This is a genomic window from Actinosynnema sp. NPDC023658 (genome assembly GCF_040639995.1).
Classification (GTDB): Bacteria; Actinomycetota; Actinomycetes; order Mycobacteriales; family Pseudonocardiaceae; genus Actinosynnema.
On sequence record NZ_JBFAAX010000244.1, the window covers coordinates 1 to 467 of the forward strand.

Genomic DNA, 467 nt, shown 5'->3' on the forward strand with positions numbered 1-467 from the left:
CTGCTCGTCGTGGCCAACCTCAGCGGCACAACGCAAACCGCCACTCTGGACGGCGAGTGGTCCGCCACCGACGTGCTGCTGTCCAACGTCGACGAGCCGACTGTCGTGAACGGCCGGATCGTCATGGAACCGTGGTCGGCACACGTCTTCATGAAATAAGGCCGTAGCACGACGCAAACCCTTCCCAATGACGAGAAGAGGATTTCGCCATGCCCGCAGCAAGAATGAGTCGACCGGTGGCGCTCGCCGCCGGTCTGGCCCTGGCCCTCGTCGGTGCCATCGCGCCGGCCTGGGTGGGCGCGGGGACGCCACCGGCCCAGGCCGCGGCCTCCACCGCCGACACCGACCAGCTCAAGACGTGGTGGCACGACAACCACGAGTTCAACACCAGCAGTCCGGTGGCGAGCGACAAGGTCAGGCGCTCGTCGTTCTACGACGTCCAGGTCGCCACCGCCGCGGCGCCGACG

General features: G+C 67.5%; 1 protein-coding gene. It reads left to right on the forward strand.

Annotation, left to right across the window (positions count from 1 at the left end):
• Positions 1–209 precede the first annotated feature (209 nt).
• A partial coding sequence (locus AB0G02_RS22295; RefSeq protein WP_360797395.1) for a hypothetical protein occupies positions 210–467 on the forward strand: 258 nt, incomplete at its 3' end.